Raw genomic sequence first — 15,807 nt, forward strand, 5'->3', positions numbered from 1 at the left:
GGCGGTGCTGTCAACCCCCTCTTTTCCGTGGCTGACTCCACCCCCGGCCGGCCGTCGTTCTCCCTATCGTGCGGGACATGCAACGACGGGAGCGTCCATGATCACGCGGAGACGGCTGCTGGCCTCGGCCGCGGCGACCCCACCGGCGATCGCGCTGGCCGCCGGCGAGCTGGCCGACCCGGCCGTCGCCGCCGAGCTCGCCGCGAGCGCCGCCGCGGGGGCCGCGGCCGGAAAGAACTTCCTGATCTTCATCACCGACCAGGACCGGAAGGTCCAGCACTTCCCGAAGGGCTGGGAGCAGAAGAACCTCCCCGGCCTGACCAGGCTCAAGCGGCACGGCGTCAGCTTCGAGAACGCCTTCTGCAACGCGAGCATGTGCTCGCCGTCCCGGGCGTCGCTGCTCACGGGGCTCTACCCGGCCCAGCACGGGGTGAGGTACACCCTCGAGCTGGACATGCCGGCCGGGGACTACCCCCAGGTCGAGCTCTCGCCGGACCTGACCAACGTGGCGTCGGTGATGAAGGCCGCCGGCTACGAGGTCGTCTTCAAGGGCAAGTGGCACTTGTCCAAGCCGCTCGGTGACGACTGGGCGCCCGAGGACCTGGCCCGCTTCGGCTTCGACCGCTGGAACCCGCCGGACGCGGGCGCCAACCAGGACATCAGCGAGGCCGGCGGCGGAGTCACCGACCACGACGGTCGGATCATGGACGAGGACGGCGACGCCGCCACCGGGCACGAGGGCGTCCTGCAGTTCATCCGGGGCCGCGCGGGCGCCACCAAGCCGTGGTGCATGATCGTCTCGCTGGTGAACCCGCACGACGTGCTGATGTATCCCGGTCCGGCGAACATGGACCCGCCGAAGTACGAGCAGGCCGGCTACCTGCCCGAGGACGGCTGGTTCGACGGCGACATCGGCCTGCCGCCGACGTACGACGAGGACCTGTCCACCAAGCCCAAGTGCCAGGCGCGGTTCGTCAAGCTGTTCGGCCTGGCCGGCAAGCTGCGGACCCGCCGCCAGAAGCTGAACTACCTCAACTTCTACGGCAACCTGATGAAGCTCGTGGACGGCTACCTGGTCGACATCCTCGACGAGCTCAAGGCCACCGGCCAGCTCGACGACACCATCGTGATCCGGACCTCCGACCACGGCGAGATGGGCCTGGCCCACCAGATGCAGCAGAAGAACTTCAACGCCTACGAGGAGACGCTGCGGGTGCCGCTGGTCTTCTCGAACCCGGTCCTCTATCCGCGAGCGCGCCGCTCGCAGCAGCTGGTCTCGCACGTCGACCTCCTGCCGACCCTGGCGTCGCTGGTGAAGGCGCCCAGGACCGCGCGGGACCCGCAGTGGCGCGGCGTCGACTATGCGGCCCAGGTGCTGGGCGCGACCTCGAAGCACACCCAGGACCGGGTCGTGTTCACCTTCGACGACTGGCAGGCCGGACAGGCGCGGGGACCCTACATCCCGCCGCCGAACCGGATCGTCGCGGTCCGCGAGCGGCGCTGGAAGCTGGCCAAGTACTACGACGAGTCCGGGCGCAAGAAGCCGGAGTGGGAGATGTACGACCTGCGCAGGGACCCGCTCGAACGGCGCAACCTGGCCCATCGGCCGAAGCGGATGACGCCGCAGCAGCGGGCCCACTTCCGGCGGCTGAAGAAGCGGATCCGGAAGGTGCAGCGGCACCGGCTCGCACCGCTCGCGGGGGCCGGGCGGGGCCGCTAGCGGCCGACCGGTCCGGGGCGCCGGCGGGAGGGGGAGGCCGGCCCCGTACGGGATGAGGCCGGCCTCAGGGGGAGGCCGGCCTCGTCGGTGGGAGTCTCGGAGGGGGAGTCAGCGTGCCGAGGGCGCCTGGAACCGGCGGTCCTCGAGGTGCGAGACCGGCGGGCGCTGCGGCCCCCGGCCGTCCCTGACGCTGAGCACCACCGTTGCGACGCTCATCGCCAGCGCGATCACCAGCAGGATCATCAGGAAGGTCATGGCAGTAATCATGCGCCACTTGTGATCCTGCCACGAGTGGCAGGAAAGACAGTCTCCGTTGATTTTCTGCCAGCGTTGATGCAGGCTGGGCCTCGTGAGGAAAGTGGCCGTGATCGTGCAGGAGGGGGCCGAGCCCTTCGGGCTCGGCTCGCTGGTCGAGGTGTGGGGGGAGCCCTACCACCCCGAGGACGACAACCCCGTCTTCGACTTCCAGGTCTGCGCTCCGCGACCGGGCCGGCTCCACGGGCGCTCCGACTTCGACCTGGTCGTCGAGCGCGGCCTCGAGGCGACCGAGGACGCCGACCTGGTCTGCCTGAGCCCGAAGTTCGACTTCATGAACCACGATCCGCTGGTGCTCGAGGCGCTGCGTGCCGCCGACGCCCGCGGTGCCACGATCTACGCGCACTGCTCGGGTGTCTTCGAGATCGGAGCGGCGGGCCTGCTCGACGGGCGGGAGTGCACGACGCACTGGCGCTACACCGACCGGCTCGCGCAGACCTACCCGGAGGCGAAGGTCTGCCCCGACGTCCTCTACTGCCACGACGGCAACGTCCTCACCGGGGCCGGGGCGGCGGCCGGCATCGACGCCTCGCTGCACCTGATGCGCGACCACTTCGGGGCGCGGGTGGCCGCGACGACGGCCCGCCGCATCGTCGTACCGCCGCACCGCGACGGCGGTCAGGCGCAGTTCATCGCGAACGCCGTGCCCGACTGCGACGCCGAGACGCTCGGGCCGCTGCTCCAGTGGATCGTCGAGCACCTCGGCGAGGACCTCAGCGTCGAGACGCTCGCCCGCCACAACCACATGTCGCCGCGCACCTTCGCCCGCCGGTTCCGCGCCGAGACCGGCACCACCCCGCACGCCTGGGTGACCCGCCAGCGGGTGCAGGCGGCCGAGGAGCTGCTCGAGCGTACCGACCACTCGATCGACTGGATCGCCGACGAGGTCGGCTTCGGCAACGCCGCCACGCTGCGCCACCACTTCGGGCGGGTGCGCGGCCTCAGTCCGCAGCAGTACCGGCGCCGGTTCGCCGGCTGACGAGGCGCTCCTGGGCTAGTGGTCGTCGCTGGAGGTTCCTCGGGCCACCCGAAGAACTTCCGGTGATGGCCACTAGCATCGGGCGGTCGCGCGGAACCGGGGGCCGAGATGAGACGGATGCGCCAGGTGCTGGTGCTCGTGATCCTCACGGCGTTCGTGATCGTGCCGACCTCCTCGGCCGCGAGCGAGCCGACGCGGATCCTCATCGTCGGGGACTCGGTCGCGCACGGCTCGTCGGGCGACTGGACCTGGCGCTACCGGCTCTGGAAGGCGTTGGCCGGGTCGGGTGCCTCGGTCGACCTCGTCGGGCCGAACGACGAGCTGCACAACCTCACATCGGATCCCGCAGGCGCCCTCGCCTACGCGGACGGTGACTTCGACCGTGACCACGCGGCCCGTTGGGGCATGGCGCTGGTCGACCCGGACGCCACGATGACATCGCTGGTCGAGACCTTCCGACCCGATGTGGTGATCGAGACGCGCGGCATCAACGACCTCATCTGGTTCGGACGCTCACCGGGCCAGGTCGTGGACGACGTCGCCCACGAGATCGACGAGGCCCGCGCCGTGGAGCCCGAGGTGGACTTCGTGGTCGCCGGGCTCCCGCAGGTCTGGTTCGGCGGCGCGACCGAGTACAACGCGATGCTCCCCGGGCTGGCGACCGACCTGGGCGAGCCGGGCTCGCGCGTCGTGGTTGCCGGCACGGGTGTCGGCTTCAGCGAGGGAGTCGACACCTGGGATCCGGCGCATCTCTCCGCCACGGGCGAGATCAGGTTCGCGGCGGCCGTCGCCGACGCGCTGGCCGCGCTGGGCGTCGGGACTCCCTATCCGAGGCCCTGGCCCGACGTCGACAACGGCCATTGGGGGATCGCCCACGACGTCGTGGCCACCGCGCAGGAGCGCGCCGCTCGACTGGACTGGGTCGCGCCACCGGGCGGCCTCGAGCAGTACGTCTGGATGCGCGACGTGTCGGAGAACGCGGCGTGGGTGCGGCTGCCTTACCCCGTCCGGGGTGAGGCCTGGACGGTGGATGGACTCGCCGCCGCACACACCTACGAGTTCCGGCTCCAATCGGCCAAGGGCACGGCGATCTCCGCCGACTTCTCCGCCGTCGCCCAGGTCACTCCGCTCCAGCCGCTGACGGCGGCCCTGGAGCGGTGACGGGGCTGAGCGTCCACTCCGCGCCGGAGCAGCTCGGGCTGTCGTGGGACCCGGTGCCGGGCGCCACCTCGTACGACGTGGCCTGGGCGGTCGACGGTGGATCGTCGGGGCTGCTCAGCGTGACCGCGCTCCGCACGCGGTCCTGACCGGCTTGGTGCCGGGCCTGGAGTACCGCCTGACCGTGGCCGCGCGCAACGGTGGCGGCACCGGAGCGCCGGCGATCGCCACCGGCCGCCCGATGCCACGGGTCTCGCCGCCTGCGACGCCCCGGGGGCTTCGGGTCCAGCCGGGTCGGCACCGGCTGCGCGTGACCTGGGATGCCGGCTCGGCCGACACGTCGTACGACCTCGGAGTGGTCGGCGAGACGAGCGGCTATCTGGGGCGGCGCCTGGTGGCGGACGCCCCGGTCGTCTACCGCCGCCTGCTGGCCGGTGAGCGCTACACGATCTACGTCACTCCGCGCAACGGCGCGGGGGCCGGGCCGATGGCGCAGGCGACCGGCACGCCGACCGGGCCGCACGTGACGGGCCCGGCCCGACTGCGCGCCCGCGCGCTCGACGGCGGGCGCGTGCGACTGACCTGGCGGGAGCGACGGCACGCCACGGCGTACGAAGTGGCGGCCAGGCGGGGCGGTAGCTGGGTGAGCGTGCGAACCACGGCGCGCCCGCGGGCGACGGTCCCGGTCGGCGCCGGTCCGGCCAGGTCGCGGTGGCGGGTCCGCTCCTGGCACCAGCGGCAGCCGGGCGGCTGGTCCGAACCGGTCCGGCTGAGCCTCACGCGTTCGGCATCACCACAGCACGACCGGTGAGGCCGCCCGACTCCAGCAGCTCGTAGGCCTCGAGCGCCCGATCCATCCCGAAGCGTTGGACGTCGGGGCGGATCTGGCCGGCGCGGTACATCGCGACGACCTCGTGGAGGTCCTCGATCGTGCCCCAGTAGGTGTTCGTCAGCTCACACTCGTACGGGTTGGTGAAGAAGGACCACTGCGCCGTTCCGTTGGCGATCCCGACGACCGTGAGCCGACTGCGCTGCGCCATCGACCCCTGGGCCGCGGCGATGGTGCCGCTCGCGCCGACGAAGTCGAACGCCGCGTCGACGCCCCGGCCCCCGGTCAGCTCGCGGATCCGCGCCACCTGGTCGGGCCCGCCGGGCACCGTGACGGCTCCGTGGGCGGCGGCGCGCTCCATCGCGTCCTCCTTGACGTCCGTGGCGATCACGGTGGCGCCGGTGAGGGCGGTCAGGATCTGCACGGCGATCTGGCCGAGGCCGCCCAGGCCGACGACCAGCGCGTACCGGCCGCCGCCACCCAGCTGGGGGAGCGACAGCTTGATCGCGTGGTACGGCGTGAGCGCGGCGTCGGCCAGCGGCGCGGCGTCGACCGGGTCGGCGTCGCCGAGCGGCACCAGGTTGCGGACCGGGACCGTCATGTACTCGGCCATCCCGCCGTCGCGCCCGAGCCCGACCGCGAGGTAGGGCATCGACGCGACGTTCTCGCAGTAGGTGTCCTGGCCGCGGGAGCAGGCCTTGCAGTGGCCGCAGCCGATCGGACCGTAGACGAGGTGCGCCTCGCCCTTCTCGAACCCGCTCACGCCGGGCCCGAGCTCCTCGATCCAGCCGGCGTTCTCGTGGCCGAGCACGAAGGGCGGCGGGATCGACGCGGGGCCGTCCGCGGTGAACTCGCAGTAGACCGCGACGTCGGAGTGGCAGGCGCCGGCTCCGGCGATCTTGAGCAGCGCCTCGCCGGGCCCCGGCACGGGGCGGTCGATCTCGGTCAGAGACGGGAAGGTCTGGAACTGTTCGAAGACGACGGCACGCACGGCGTACTCCTTCCGGGGACGACGCACCGAGCCTCCTCCGGCCGCGGGTGGGTGCCATCGCCCGAGACAGGTGAAATGGTCCGCGAACCCGGGAACTCCTCGGGGCGTGCGGACATGACCAGGTGTGCGAGGAGGATCGGTGACGACCGAGGGCGACGAGCGGGCGCTGGTGACGGCGCTGCGGTCGGACGACCCCGAGGCGCTGGCGACGCTCTTCGACCGGTACGGCGACCGCGTCTACAACCACTGCTTCCGTGCGACCGGCGACTGGGCCGACGCCGAGGACGCGACCGCGTCGGTGTTCCTGGAGGTCTGGCGCCATCGGCGTCGGGTCCAGGTGCACGACGGCTCGGCGCTGCCGTGGCTGTACGGCGTGGCGACCAACGTCTGCCGCAACCTGACCCGGTCGCGGCGCCGGCGCCTGCGGGCGCTCGCGACGCTGCCGCCGCCGCAATCCGAGCCCGACCACGCCGACCGGGTGACCGACCGCGTCGGCTCGACCGAGCGGATGCGCACCGTCCTCGACGCGATCCGCGAGCTGCCGCCCCGCGAGCAGGAGGTGCTCGGCCTCGTCGCCTGGTCCGGGCTCTCCTACGAGGAGGCGGCCGCCGCGCTCGACGTGCCCGTCGGGACCGTCCGGTCCCGGCTCTCCCGGGCTCGCGCCCGGCTCGCCACCCTGACCTCCGGAGGTGCCCACGATGAGTGACCTGACCCCGCCGCCCGACGAGCCGATGCCCGATCAGGCCCGCGCCCGGATCCGGGCCGAGCTGGTCGCTGCGGCCCAGGGTGACCGCCCCTCCGGCCGTCGCTGGGTGGTCCCGGCGGCCGCGGCGGCCGCCGTCGTGGTGGTCGCCGGACTCGCGGGCTGGGCCGTGCAGTCCGGTGGCGGCGGCGGCTCGGAGGGCGCGCCCGCCGGAGCGTCGACCTCGGCGACGTCCACCGAGACCGCGACCCCCGAGCCCGGACCGACCGAGCCCGGGCCGACCGAGCCCGGGCCGACCGAGCCCGGGCCGACCGACGTGCGGTCCATCGAGGTCAGCAAGGTGCCCGGCGCCCAGGAGGACCACCAGGTCGACGTCAAGGAGCGCGGCTGCGCACGGACGATGCGCGAGACCTTGCCCGGCGCCGCGCAGGTCGCCGAGTTCCCCGACGACGGCGTTCACGCCACCTCGGTCTGGGTGGCCGGCGACCGGTTCACGATCTGCGACGTGGCCGACGGCATGACCACGACCCACCAGCCGCTCCCGCTCACCCCCGGGCCGGGCGTCGAGACCTTCCGGGTCAGCTCGATGTACCTGCCCGCCGACGGCGGTGGCTTTGACGTCACGCGCGTGGCGGCCGGCGTCGTGCCCGACGGCGCGGCGGCGTACGACGTCCGCTATCGGTTCCCCGACGGCGCGACGGTGCCGGCTGAGCTCACGACCGGCTCCGACGGACGCACGTACTGGCGGGTGGTCCACCGCTCCGCCGCGCCGGAGGGCAGCGAGGCGAAGCAGCCCCCGATCGAGGTGACGCTCACCCTCTCCGGGGTCCGGCACGACTACCGGCTGCAGTGGGGGCTCGACACCTGCGCCCAGGCCAACCACGGCTGCTGACCGGAACGTTGGTGGTGGTGCCAGCACCACCACGAACTCGGGGCCTTCCCCGATGGTGTGCGCCCGGATGCCTCAGTTGACTTGAGGTGTGAGCACGATCGCGAACATCGTCGGCAACCAGATCAGCGCGTGGGCGACCCGGGACGGACTGGACCTGCGCAAGCTCCGCTTCGTCCCGGGCGTCGCGAAGTACCCGTTGCAGCGGGTCGGCATCGACCCGGTGCCCCGGCTCGTCGAGGCGGAGCCGGTCACCCGGTTGGTGAGCCTGTTCGGCACCGACGTGTGGCTGGTCAGCGGGTACGACGAGGCCCGGGCGGTCCTCGCCGACGCCGAGACCTACAGCAACGACCTGCGGCCGCTGATCTCGCGTGGCGGTCGGTCCGCCGCCGAGCAGATCGGCGGGCTCGGGATGACCGACCCGCCGGACCACACGACGCTGCGCCGGCTGCTCACCCCGGAGTTCACGCGCCGCCGGCTGGGCCGCCTGCAGCCGAGCATCGAGCGGATCGTCGACGAGCGGCTCGACGCCATGCAGCGCCGGCGTGGCCGGGTCGACCTGGTCGCGGAGTTCGCGTTCCCGGTGCCGTTCGAGGTGATCTGCGACCTGCTCGGCCTGCCGGTCGCCGACCGGGCCGACTTCCGGCGCCTGGGGGTCGCCAGGTTCGACCTCAGCAGGGGCAGCGCGGGCTCGTTCGGTGCCGCCGCCGCGTCCCGCGAGTTCCTGATCGACGCCGTGGCCCGGCAGCGCCGCGACCCGGGCGACGGGCTGATCGGGGCGCTGCTGCGCGAGCATGGCGAGGAGCTCGACGACACCACGCTCGGCGGGCTCGCCGACGGTGTCTTCCTGGGCGGCTACGAGACCAGCGCCAGCATGCTGGCGCTGTCGGCGCACCTGCTCATGCAGCGCCCGGACGTCTACGCCTCGCTCGCCACCGACCCGGCCTCGGCGGACGAGGTCGTCGAGGAGCTGTTGCGCCACCTCACCGTGGTGCAGCTCGCGTTCCCGCGGTTCGCCCGCTTCGACCACCAGCTGTTCGGTCGCTCGATCCGGCGCGGCGACGCCGTCCTGGTCTCGCTGCTGGGGGCCAACCGCGACCTGGCGCCGGACTTCGCTCCCGGCCGCGACATCACCGGTCACCTCGCCTTCGGCCACGGCATGCACCGCTGCGTCGGCGCCGAGCTCGCGCGGATGGAGCTGCGTACGGCGCTGCGCGGCCTGGCGACCAGGTTCCCGCGGCTGCGCCCGGCGTCCGGTCGGCCGCGGTTCCGCAAGCTGTCGGCGGTGTATGGCATCGACCGGCTACCGGTTCGGCTGCGCTAGCGAACCTAGCTTCGCTAGGCCGAGATCCGCCGCCTCGGCCGGGCTCTTCTGACTGGTCGGTGGGTGATGCCGCCCGCGCAGGGATACCCGGTGCACCGGGTATCCCTGCACTTCTCGGCCAACGCAACACCCCAGAACGTCAGGGACTCCCCGAGAAGTCACCCGGAGAGCATGGCGACCGCGGCGTGGACCCGGCGGGATGCCGTGATCGCTGTGGCCGCGTCAGCCGACGCGACGGGCCAGCCCCAGGTCCGCCGCCAGCTGGTCGGTGACGTGGGCGAAGTGGGCGTCGTAGTCGAGGATGCCGCGGTACATGTGCCCGAAGAGCTCGAGGCTGATGTGGCCGAAGACCGTCGACCACGCCATCAGCCACCGCACCGTGCGCTCGTCGGTGACGGGAGGGTCGAGCGCCGCCCGGACGCCGGCGAGCGCGTCGTGCTCGCCGCCGGCGACCGGCGAGGTCGGGGTGCCGAGCGCCAGGCCGGCCCGCTCGGACGCCTCGGCGAGGCGGAGGAAGGCGCCGGTCACCCGGGCGGCCGAGGGGACCGTCGTGTCGGGAGCGGCGTAGCCGGGCACCGGAGAGCCGTAGAGCAGCGCGTACTCGTGCGGGTTCGCCCGCGCCCAACCGTGGATCGCGTGGGCGATGGCGCGGAAGCGGACCGCGAGGTCCGTGGGGTCGGCCACCGTCGCGTCGGCCGCCTCGACCGCGTCGCCCAGCTCGTCGTACGCCTCGACGATGAGCGCGGTGAGCAGGTCGTCGCGGCTGGGGAAGTAGCGGTAGACGGCCGAGGAGACCATCCCCACCTCGCGGGCGATCGCCCGCAGCGACAGGGCGGCCGGGCCGACCTCGGCGAGGTGTCGGCGCCCGGTCTCCTGGATGGCCCGGGTCTGGTCGGCGCGGTTCTGCGCGCGGGAGGTCGAGGGCACGGGAGCATCCTCGCACATTGTGAGAGCAGTGCTCTTGCTTTGGGGCTGGAGATGTGCCAGCCTGGAAGAACTGAGAGCAGTGCTCTCGTTTCGATCCTCAGGAGGAACCATGCCCGATCTGCACGTCGTCGTCGGCGCCGGCCCCGTCGGCCGTGCCGCCGCGCTCCAGCTCGCCGCCGAGGGCCACGAGGTGCTCCTTGTGAGCCGATCGGGCACCGGCCCGGACCTCCCCGGCGTACGACGAGAGGCCGCCGACGCCGCCGACGCCGACCGGCTCGTCGAGCTGGCCGCGGGCGCCGTCGCGCTCTACAACTGCGTGAATCCGCCCTCCTACACCGTGTGGCCGCAGTTCTGGCCGCCGGTCGCCGCCGCCTTCCTGGCCGCGGCCGAGCGCACCGGCGCGACGCTGGTGATCGCCTCGTGCCTCTACGGCTACGGCCCGGTCGACGAGCCGATGGTCGAGGGGATGCCCGACGCCGCCACGACGAAGAAGGCGCGGATCCGCGCGCTGATGTGGGCGGACGCGCTCGCCGCCCACGAGGCCGGCCGGATCGCGGCCGTCGAGGTGCGCGGCTCGGACTACATGGGCCCGTGGGTCGCGCCGGCGAACGGCCACATCGCCCGGGTCACGGCCGCCGCCCTGGCGGGCCGGACGGTGCGGGTGCTGGGCCGCCCCGACCGGCCGCACTCGTTCACCGACGTGCGCGACATGGGGCGGGCGCTGGCCGCGGTCGCGCAGGCGCCGCGCGCCTGGGGCCGGGTCTGGCACGCGCCCACCAACTCCCCGCGGACCCAGGCCGAGGCGATCGCCGACGTCTGCCGCGCCGCGGGACGCGAGCCGGTGACCGTCAAGGGCTTCCCGCGGTGGGTGCTGGGCCTGGGCGGTGCCGTCGTACCGGCGCTGCGGGAGCTGCGGGAGACCGAATACCAGTTCACCCGGCCGTACGTGCTCGACTCCGGCGCGATCACGCGGGAGCTCGGGCTCGAGCCGACGCCGTGGGCGGAGATCTGCCGGGCCACGGCGACCGGGACCGACGGCCTGGCCGTCACGGCGTCCTGACCGAGGCGGACCGCGCCGACCCGGACCGCCCGCGGGGCATGCTCGCGGACGACCTAGTGCCCGAACTTGAGATCCGCACCCTAGGCCGCACCCCGAGCACGGGCCACCCCCGAGGAACTTCCAGCGACGACCACTAGCCTGAGGCCCATGCGAGTCGGACTGACCGGAGGCGTGGCGTCGGGCAAGAGCACCGTGTCGACGATCCTCGCCGAGCTCGGCGCAGTGATCATCGACGGCGACGTGCTGGCCCGCGAAGTCGTGCAGCGGGGCACGCCGGGGCTCGCGCAGGTGGTCGCGGCGTTCGGCCCGGAGATCCTGACGCCGGAGGGCGACCTCGACCGGCCGAAGCTGGGGCGGATCGTCTTCGCCGACGAGGCGAAGCGGAAGACCCTCGAGGGGATCGTGCACCCCCTGGTCTTCGAGAGGTACGCCGAGCTCGAGGCGGCCGCCCCGGAGGGTGGCCTGGTCGTCCACGACATCCCGCTGCTCGCCGAGTCGGGCCGGGCGGACACCTTCGACGCCGTGATCGTCGTCGAGACGCCCGCCGAGGTGCAGGTCGAGCGGATGCTCCGCGACCGCGGCTGGTCCCGTGCGGACGCCGAGTCGCGGATCGCCGCCCAGGCGAGCCCCGAGCAGCGCCGGGCCATCGCCACCCACCTGATCGTCAACGACGGCTCGCGGGCCGACCTGCGCAAGCGGGTCGAGGAGGTCCACGCCGAGCTGGTGGGGTGACGGGCTGTGGATAGCGGGCGGGTGGGATAGTCCGTCACGTTCTGGTTGTCCGGCGAGCCGATTTGCAGCTGGAACGTGACGGACTATCGCGATGGGGCCCCTGAAATGGTCTCGACCCGCCCGAAGCACGTCGGGCGGGTCGAGCGCGGCGGGACCTCAGGCGGCGAGGTCGGGGTCGCCGAGGCGACGCAGCTTCTGCAGGGCCTCCCGCTCGAGCTGGCGGACCCGCTCGGCGGAGATGCCGTGCTTGGCGCCGATGTCGGCGAGCTTGTGCTGCCGACCGTCGACCAGGCCGTAGCGGGACCGGATGATGTCGGCGGCGCGGTCGTCGAGCTGACCGACCAGGCGGTTGAGCCGCTCGCGGGACTCGACGTCGAGCACGGTCAGGTCCGGGCCCGGCGAGGTCTCCTGCGCCATCAGGTCGCCCAGCGAGGTGTCGCCGTCCTCGTCGACGGGGGAGTCGAGCGAGACGTGCTCGCGACCCCACGCCATCAGGTCGAGGACCCGGTCGACCTCCATGCCGAGCTCGGCGGCGATCTCCTGCGGCTCGGGCTCGCGGCCGAGCTGGCGCTCCAGTGTGCGGCGGGCGCCGCCGACCTGGTTGAGCTCCTCGACGACGTGCACGGGCAGCCGGACGACGCGCGCCTGCTGGGCGATGCCGCGGGTGATCGCCTGCCGCACCCACCAGGTGGCGTACGTCGAGAACTTGTAGCCCTTGGTGTAGTCGAACTTCTCGACCGCCCGGATCAGGCCCGTGTTGCCCTCCTGGATCAGGTCCAGCATCGGCATCTGGGCCCGGCCGTACTTGCGCGCGATCGAGACGACCAGGCGCAGGTTGGCCGTGATGAACGTGTCGACGGCCTTGCGGCCCTCCTCGGCCAGCCACTCGAGCTCCTCCTGGTTGGCCGACATCGGGGCGCCGCCCTTGCGGCGACCCACTCGGCCCTCGGCCAGCAGGTGCTCGGCCATCAGGCCGGCCTCGATCGTCTTGGAGAGCTCGACCTCGGCGGCCGCGTCCAGCAGGGGATTGCGGGCGATCTCATCGAGGTACAGGCCGACGCTGTCGCGACCCTCGATCTCGCGCGTGGCCGAAGCGGTACGGGTAGCCATGGGACGCCCTCCTTCCGTGGTGGACGGCGCCGCTGCGCCCCCACACGTCTTCATCAACGTCCACGGTGACCGCGGGATTCCCGGGTCAAACGTGGTGCCTTCACCCGTGACGACGTGTGGGGGACTTGAAGAGTTGCCTCGACGGCGTACTCTCAGGGACTTCTCAGGGGAATTCCCTCGGACCGGCTCAGGGTGCGACCCCGGCCAGGCCCATCCGGTCGAGGATCCACGCGAGCGTGAACGCCCGGTCGTGCCAGGCCTTGTAGCGGCCCGAGACGCCGCCGTGGCCGGCCGACATCTCGGTGCGCAGCAGGAAGTCCTGGCGGCCGATGGCGGTGGCCCGCAGCCGGGCGATCCACTTCGCGGGCTCCACGTAGAGCACCCGGGTGTCGTTGAGCGAGGTCTCCGCCAGGATCGGCGGGTAGTCGACGGCCGCGACGTTGTCGTACGGCGCGTACGACGCCATGTAGTCGTAGACCGCCGGGTCGGCCTCGGGGTTGCCCCACTCGTCGTACTCCGTGACCGTCAGCGGCAGCGTGGCGTCGAGCATGGTCGTGAGCGCGTCGACGAACGGCACGGCCGCGACGACGCCCGCGAACCGCTCCGGCGCCTGGTTGGCCACCGCCCCCATCAGCAGGCCGCCGGCGCTGCCGCCCTCGGCGACCAGGGTCTCGGCGGTGGTCCAGCCGGTGTCGACGAGGTGCCGGGCACAGGCCACGAAGTCGGAGAACGTGTGCTGTTTGCGGCTCAGCTTGCCGTCGTCGTACCACCGCCGACCCAGCTCGCCGCCGCCGCGCACGTGGGCGATCGCGAAGGCCGCGCCGCGGTCGAGCAGCGCGAGCCGGGCGATGGAGAAGTACGGGTCGATCGAGGTCTCGTAGGCGCCGTACCCGTAGAGCAGGGTCGGGACGGGACGCGTCCCCCCACCCACGTCTTCGCGGGAGCCCCGCCTGGCCACGATCGAGATCGGGACCCGCTCGCCGTCGTCGGCGGTCGCCCAGAGCCGGTGCTCCTCGTAGTCGTCGGGGTCGTAGCCGCCCAGTACCGGCGCCCGGCGCAGCAGGGTCAGGTCGCGGGTGCGGACGTCGTAGTCGTAGACCGACGACGGCACCGCCATCGTGGTGTAGCCCAGGCGCAGCACCGGCTGGTGGAAGCCGGGGTTGCCGGCCGACCCGACGGTGTAGATCTCGTGGTCGAACTCCACGAGGTAGTCGTCGCCCACGCCGTCCCCGTCCAGCTCGAGGATGCGCAGCTGGGTGAGGCCGTTGCTGCGCTGGTGCACGACAAGATGGCCGGCGAACGCGTCGACGTCCTCGAGGCGGACGGCGGGGTCGTGGGTGATCAGCGCCCGCCACTCCGCCGCGGGGGTCGGTGCCACCGGGGCGGTGGCGAGCTCGAAGTCGGCGCCCGTGTGGTTGTGCAGCACGAGGAAGACGTCCTCGCCGGCGATCACGGCGTGGTCGAGGGAGTATTCCAGGCCCTCGCAGCGCTCGGCGAAGATCTGCCAGCCGGTGTCGGGGGCGTCGGCGTCGAGGAAGCGGTACTCGCTGGTGGTCTTCGAGCCGCTGGCGATCACCAGGAACCGGTCGCTGCGGGTGCGCCCGACGCCGACCCAGAACCGGCCGTCGGTCTCGTGATGGACCAGCTCGTCCTCCGACTGCGCGGTGCCGAGGCGGTGCCGCCAGATCTTGTCGGCGCGCCAGGACTCGTCGGTCGTCGTGTAGTAGAAGCTCTCGCCGGCCCGGTCCCAGGTGGCGCCGCCGAGCACGCCGCTGATCTCGTCGGCCAGCAGCTCGCCGGTGGTCAGGTCCTTGACGCGGATCGTGTATCGCTCGTCGCCGACCACGTCGGTGGAGTAGGTGAGCAGGTCGCCGTCGGGGCTGACCGACGACCCGCCCAGGGAGAAGAACTCGTGGCCCTCGGCCAGCGCGTCGAGGTCGAGCAGCACCTGCTCGCCGGGCAGCGCCGGCTGGTCCGGAGCGGTGTCCTCGGCCGGCCGCGGCGGGGTCCAGTCGTCGGGGTCGACGACGGGGATCCGGCAGCTCGCGCCGTACTCCTTGCCCTCGAAGGAGCGGCCGTAGTACCAGTGGCCGCGGTTGCGGGTCGGCACCGAGAGGTCGGTCTCTCGGGTGCGCGCCTTGATGCCGTCGAAGATGGCCTGCCGCAGGTCGGCGAGGTGTGCGGTCCGGTCCTGGGTGTAGGCGTTCTCGGCCTCGAGGTACGCCGTGACCTCGGGCGACTCCTTCTCGCGCAGCCACTCGTAGTCGTCGGTGCGGGTGTGGCCGTGGATCTCGCGGCTGGTGGGACGGCGCTCTGCGATCGGTGGCGCGACGGGCGGCTGCATGCGGCGACGATAGCGTCGGGGTGTGGGTTCGCTCTCGCGACATTCGATCGACCTCAACGCCGACCTGGGGGAGGAGGTCACCGACGACTCCGCACTGCTCGCGGTCGTGACCAGTGCCAACGTGGCCTGCGGCTACCACGCGGGCAGTGCCGCGATCATGCGTGCGGTGTGCGCCGAGGCCGCCCGCCTCGGGGTCGCGGTCGGCGCCCAGGTCTCCTACGACGACCGGGCGGGCTTCGGCCGGGTCGCCCGCGACGTCCCGCACGACGTGCTGCGCGACCAGGTCGCCGACCAGGTCGGCACACTCGCGGAGATCGCGGCGGCGGCCGGTACGCCGGTGCGCTACGTCAAGCCGCACGGGGCGCTCTACCACCGCGTGATCGTCGACGAGGAGCAGGCGGCGGCGGTGCTGGCCGGGTCGGGCGATCTGCCGGTGCTGGGCATGCCCGGGGCGTTCCTGAGGCTTGCGGAGGGGGGCGGCCGTCCGGTCTTCCACGAGGGCTTCCCCGATCGCAGCTACACGCCCGAGGGGCGGCTGCTGCCGCGCACCGAGCCGGGCGCGCTGGTCGAGGACGAGGCGGGCATCGTCGCGCAGGCGCTCGCGCTCGCGGCCGAGGTCGAGTCGCTGTGCCTGCACGGCGACAGCCCCGGCGCGGTCGAGCACGCCCGCGCCGTCCGCGCCGCGCTCGAGGCCGGCGGGCTGCTGCTGCGGCCGTTCGTCTGAGC

Annotated in this window: 16 protein-coding genes; 11 read left to right on the plus strand and 5 right to left on the minus strand. The window is 72.9% G+C overall.

From position 1 onward, the window contains the following. Positions 1-97: 97 nt before the first annotated feature. A complete protein-coding gene (locus KM427_RS11450) occupies positions 98-1,720 on the plus strand; it encodes a sulfatase family protein (RefSeq protein ID WP_215527259.1) in 1,623 nt (540 codons plus the stop codon). A 108-nt stretch (positions 1,721-1,828) separates the two neighbouring features. On the opposite strand, the gene KM427_RS11455 is transcribed toward KM427_RS11450, so the two are convergent. After that, positions 1,829-1,975, minus strand: a complete 147-nt coding sequence (locus tag KM427_RS11455; RefSeq protein ID WP_183590307.1) for a hypothetical protein — start codon at positions 1,973-1,975, stop codon at positions 1,829-1,831. Between the two features lie 94 nt (positions 1,976-2,069). On the opposite strand from KM427_RS11455, the gene KM427_RS11460 reads away from it, so the two are divergent. The 4 genes from KM427_RS11460 (at position 2,070) to KM427_RS11475 (ending at position 4,983) form a co-directional block, all read left to right on the plus strand. Then, a complete protein-coding gene (locus KM427_RS11460) occupies positions 2,070-3,014 on the plus strand; it encodes a GlxA family transcriptional regulator (protein WP_183590306.1) in 945 nt (314 codons plus the stop codon). Between the two features lie 117 nt (positions 3,015-3,131). Then, entirely contained in the window at positions 3,132-4,175 is a 1,044-nt protein-coding gene (locus KM427_RS11465) for an SGNH/GDSL hydrolase family protein (protein ID WP_215527260.1), read from the plus strand. Then, complete coding sequence (locus tag KM427_RS11470; RefSeq protein ID WP_215527261.1) at positions 4,172-4,321, plus strand: hypothetical protein; 150 nt, start codon at positions 4,172-4,174, stop codon at positions 4,319-4,321. The genes KM427_RS11465 and KM427_RS11470 overlap by 4 nt, the downstream gene beginning before the upstream one ends. Before the next feature lie 35 nt (positions 4,322-4,356). Next, complete coding sequence (locus tag KM427_RS11475; protein ID WP_215527262.1) at positions 4,357-4,983, plus strand: fibronectin type III domain-containing protein; 627 nt, start codon at positions 4,357-4,359, stop codon at positions 4,981-4,983. On the opposite strand, the gene KM427_RS11480 is transcribed toward KM427_RS11475, so the two are convergent. Continuing rightward, on the minus strand, positions 4,949-6,019 hold the full coding sequence (locus KM427_RS11480) for an NAD(P)-dependent alcohol dehydrogenase (RefSeq protein WP_252275289.1): 1,071 nt from the start codon (positions 6,017-6,019) through the stop codon (positions 4,949-4,951). The two genes, KM427_RS11475 and KM427_RS11480, sit on opposite strands and share 35 nt — an antisense overlap. A 112-nt stretch (positions 6,020-6,131) precedes the next feature. Here KM427_RS11480 and KM427_RS11485 point away from each other — a divergent pair, with 112 nt between their 5' ends. From KM427_RS11485 to KM427_RS11495, 3 genes are all read left to right on the plus strand, one after another. Continuing rightward, entirely contained in the window at positions 6,132-6,698 is a 567-nt protein-coding gene (locus KM427_RS11485) for an RNA polymerase sigma factor (protein ID WP_215527263.1), read from the plus strand. Further along, a complete protein-coding gene (locus KM427_RS11490) occupies positions 6,691-7,587 on the plus strand; it encodes a hypothetical protein (RefSeq protein WP_215527264.1) in 897 nt (298 codons plus the stop codon). The genes KM427_RS11485 and KM427_RS11490 overlap by 8 nt, the downstream gene beginning before the upstream one ends. 88 nt (positions 7,588-7,675) lie before the next feature. Next, positions 7,676-8,908, plus strand: a complete 1,233-nt coding sequence (locus KM427_RS11495) for a cytochrome P450 (RefSeq protein WP_252275291.1) — start codon at positions 7,676-7,678, stop codon at positions 8,906-8,908. Positions 8,909-9,130: 222 nt separating this feature from the next. On the opposite strand, the gene KM427_RS11500 is transcribed toward KM427_RS11495, so the two are convergent. Next, entirely contained in the window at positions 9,131-9,835 is a 705-nt protein-coding gene (locus KM427_RS11500; protein ID WP_252275293.1) for a TetR/AcrR family transcriptional regulator, read from the minus strand. A gap of 109 nt (positions 9,836-9,944) precedes the next feature. Here KM427_RS11500 and KM427_RS11505 point away from each other — a divergent pair, with 109 nt between their 5' ends. Then, positions 9,945-10,895 carry an NAD-dependent epimerase/dehydratase family protein gene (locus KM427_RS11505; RefSeq protein WP_215527266.1) on the plus strand — a complete coding sequence of 317 codons (951 nt, stop codon included), beginning with the start codon at positions 9,945-9,947 and terminating at the stop codon, positions 10,893-10,895. Between the two features lie 147 nt (positions 10,896-11,042). Continuing rightward, positions 11,043-11,627 carry a dephospho-CoA kinase gene (gene coaE, locus KM427_RS11510; protein WP_215527267.1) on the plus strand — a complete coding sequence of 195 codons (585 nt, stop codon included), beginning with the start codon at positions 11,043-11,045 and terminating at the stop codon, positions 11,625-11,627. Positions 11,628-11,783: 156 nt separating this feature from the next. Here coaE and KM427_RS11515 read toward each other — a convergent pair whose 3' ends face one another. Both KM427_RS11515 and KM427_RS11520 read right to left on the minus strand, forming a co-directional pair. Beyond that, positions 11,784-12,737, minus strand: a complete 954-nt coding sequence (locus KM427_RS11515; protein WP_183590299.1) for a sigma-70 family RNA polymerase sigma factor — start codon at positions 12,735-12,737, stop codon at positions 11,784-11,786. A 187-nt stretch (positions 12,738-12,924) separates the two neighbouring features. Further along, positions 12,925-15,081 carry a S9 family peptidase gene (locus tag KM427_RS11520; RefSeq protein ID WP_215527268.1) on the minus strand — a complete coding sequence of 719 codons (2,157 nt, stop codon included), beginning with the start codon at positions 15,079-15,081 and terminating at the stop codon, positions 12,925-12,927. Positions 15,082-15,103: 22 nt separating this feature from the next. Between KM427_RS11520 and KM427_RS11525 the strand changes: the two genes are divergently transcribed. Continuing rightward, positions 15,104-15,805, plus strand: coding sequence for a LamB/YcsF family protein (locus KM427_RS11525; protein ID WP_252275295.1), 702 nt, complete (start codon positions 15,104-15,106; stop codon positions 15,803-15,805). Positions 15,806-15,807 lie beyond the last annotated feature (2 nt).

Origin of the sequence: Nocardioides sp. LMS-CY (assembly GCF_018732145.1) — a bacterium.
Taxonomy (GTDB): domain Bacteria; phylum Actinomycetota; class Actinomycetes; order Propionibacteriales; family Nocardioidaceae; genus Nocardioides; species Nocardioides soli.

Excerpts from the sequence above, each read along its gene's own strand:
- KM427_RS11520 (WP_215527268.1), bottom strand. The coding sequence starts at position 15,081 with ATGCAGCCGCCCGTCGCGCCACCGATCGCAGAGCGCCGTCCCACCAGC.
- KM427_RS11515 (WP_183590299.1), bottom strand. The coding sequence starts at position 12,737 with ATGGCTACCCGTACCGCTTCGGCCACGCGCGAGATCGAGGGTCGCGAC.
- KM427_RS11455 (WP_183590307.1), bottom strand. The coding sequence starts at position 1,975 with ATGACCTTCCTGATGATCCTGCTGGTGATCGCGCTGGCGATGAGCGTC.
- KM427_RS11490 (WP_215527264.1), top strand. The coding sequence starts at position 6,691 with ATGAGTGACCTGACCCCGCCGCCCGACGAGCCGATGCCCGATCAGGCC.
- KM427_RS11450 (WP_215527259.1), top strand. The coding sequence starts at position 98 with ATGATCACGCGGAGACGGCTGCTGGCCTCGGCCGCGGCGACCCCACCG.
- KM427_RS11505 (WP_215527266.1), top strand. The coding sequence starts at position 9,945 with ATGCCCGATCTGCACGTCGTCGTCGGCGCCGGCCCCGTCGGCCGTGCC.
- coaE (WP_215527267.1), top strand. The coding sequence starts at position 11,043 with ATGCGAGTCGGACTGACCGGAGGCGTGGCGTCGGGCAAGAGCACCGTG.
- KM427_RS11465 (WP_215527260.1), top strand. The coding sequence starts at position 3,132 with ATGCGCCAGGTGCTGGTGCTCGTGATCCTCACGGCGTTCGTGATCGTG.